We start from the raw sequence: 810 nt of genomic DNA, 5'->3' as shown, positions 1-810 counted from the left end.
TTAAGGCAATGCTGATTAAGTTCACCGTCCCTGTAGTTCATGCGTCATAGATCGGTGTGCATGACTTGAGAAAGGCGAACGACGATGAAGCAGCAAACGCTGGCGATGGCGACCGATCAAGGCGCGGGCTTCGAGACGAAGCGCAAGCGCAAGCGGCGCGACGAGTTTCTCGACACGACGCACGGGATTGTGCCGTGGGCGGCGTTGTGCGCAGTGGTTGAGCCCGCATTACCCGAAACGCGGCAACGGCCGTCCACCGATCGGGCTGGAGCGCATGCTGCGAATTCACTTCGTCCAGCACTGATTCAACCTTGCGGACTTCGCCTGCGAGGAGGCGCTGTACGACAGCACGAGCCTGCACCGCTTCGTGGGCATCGACCTGGGGTGCGAAGCCGTGCCGGATGCGACGACGATGCTCAAATTCCGGCACCTGCTCGAGAAGCACAAGCTGGGCGAGCAGCTCTGCGCGGAGGTGGGCCGGGTGCTTCAGGCCAGCGGTATGAAGCTCAATGGTGGCACGATCGTGGATGCGACCTTGATTACTGCGCCCAGCTCGACCAAGAACGATCAGAAGGCGCGCAACCCCGAAATGCATCAGACCGGCAAAGGCCGGCAATGGCATTTCGGCATGAAGCTGCACATCGGCGTCGACAGCCAGAGCGGCCTGACTCACAGTGCGGTGGTGACGGCGGCCAACGTGCACGACAAGCATGCGCTGGCGCAACTGCTGCATGGGCAGGAGCAGCGTGTCTATGGCGACAGCGCCTACGCGAGCCAGAAGGCGCCGATTCACGGCAAGGCGCCCTGGGC

At 62.3% G+C, this 810-nt stretch carries 1 pseudogene; it reads left to right on the top strand.

The window, feature by feature from the left end:
* Window positions 1–84 precede the first annotated feature (84 nt).
* Window positions 85–810: pseudogene (locus ACPUER_RS36940) on the top strand (IS5 family transposase); the annotation flags it as partial.

Origin of the sequence: Burkholderia sp. DN3021 (assembly GCF_049805555.1) — a bacterium.
GTDB classification, from domain to species: domain Bacteria; phylum Pseudomonadota; class Gammaproteobacteria; order Burkholderiales; family Burkholderiaceae; genus Burkholderia; species Burkholderia pyrrocinia_C.
The sequence above is the reverse complement of the archived record's forward strand: the minus strand, read 5'-3'. Positions and strand labels throughout refer to the sequence as shown.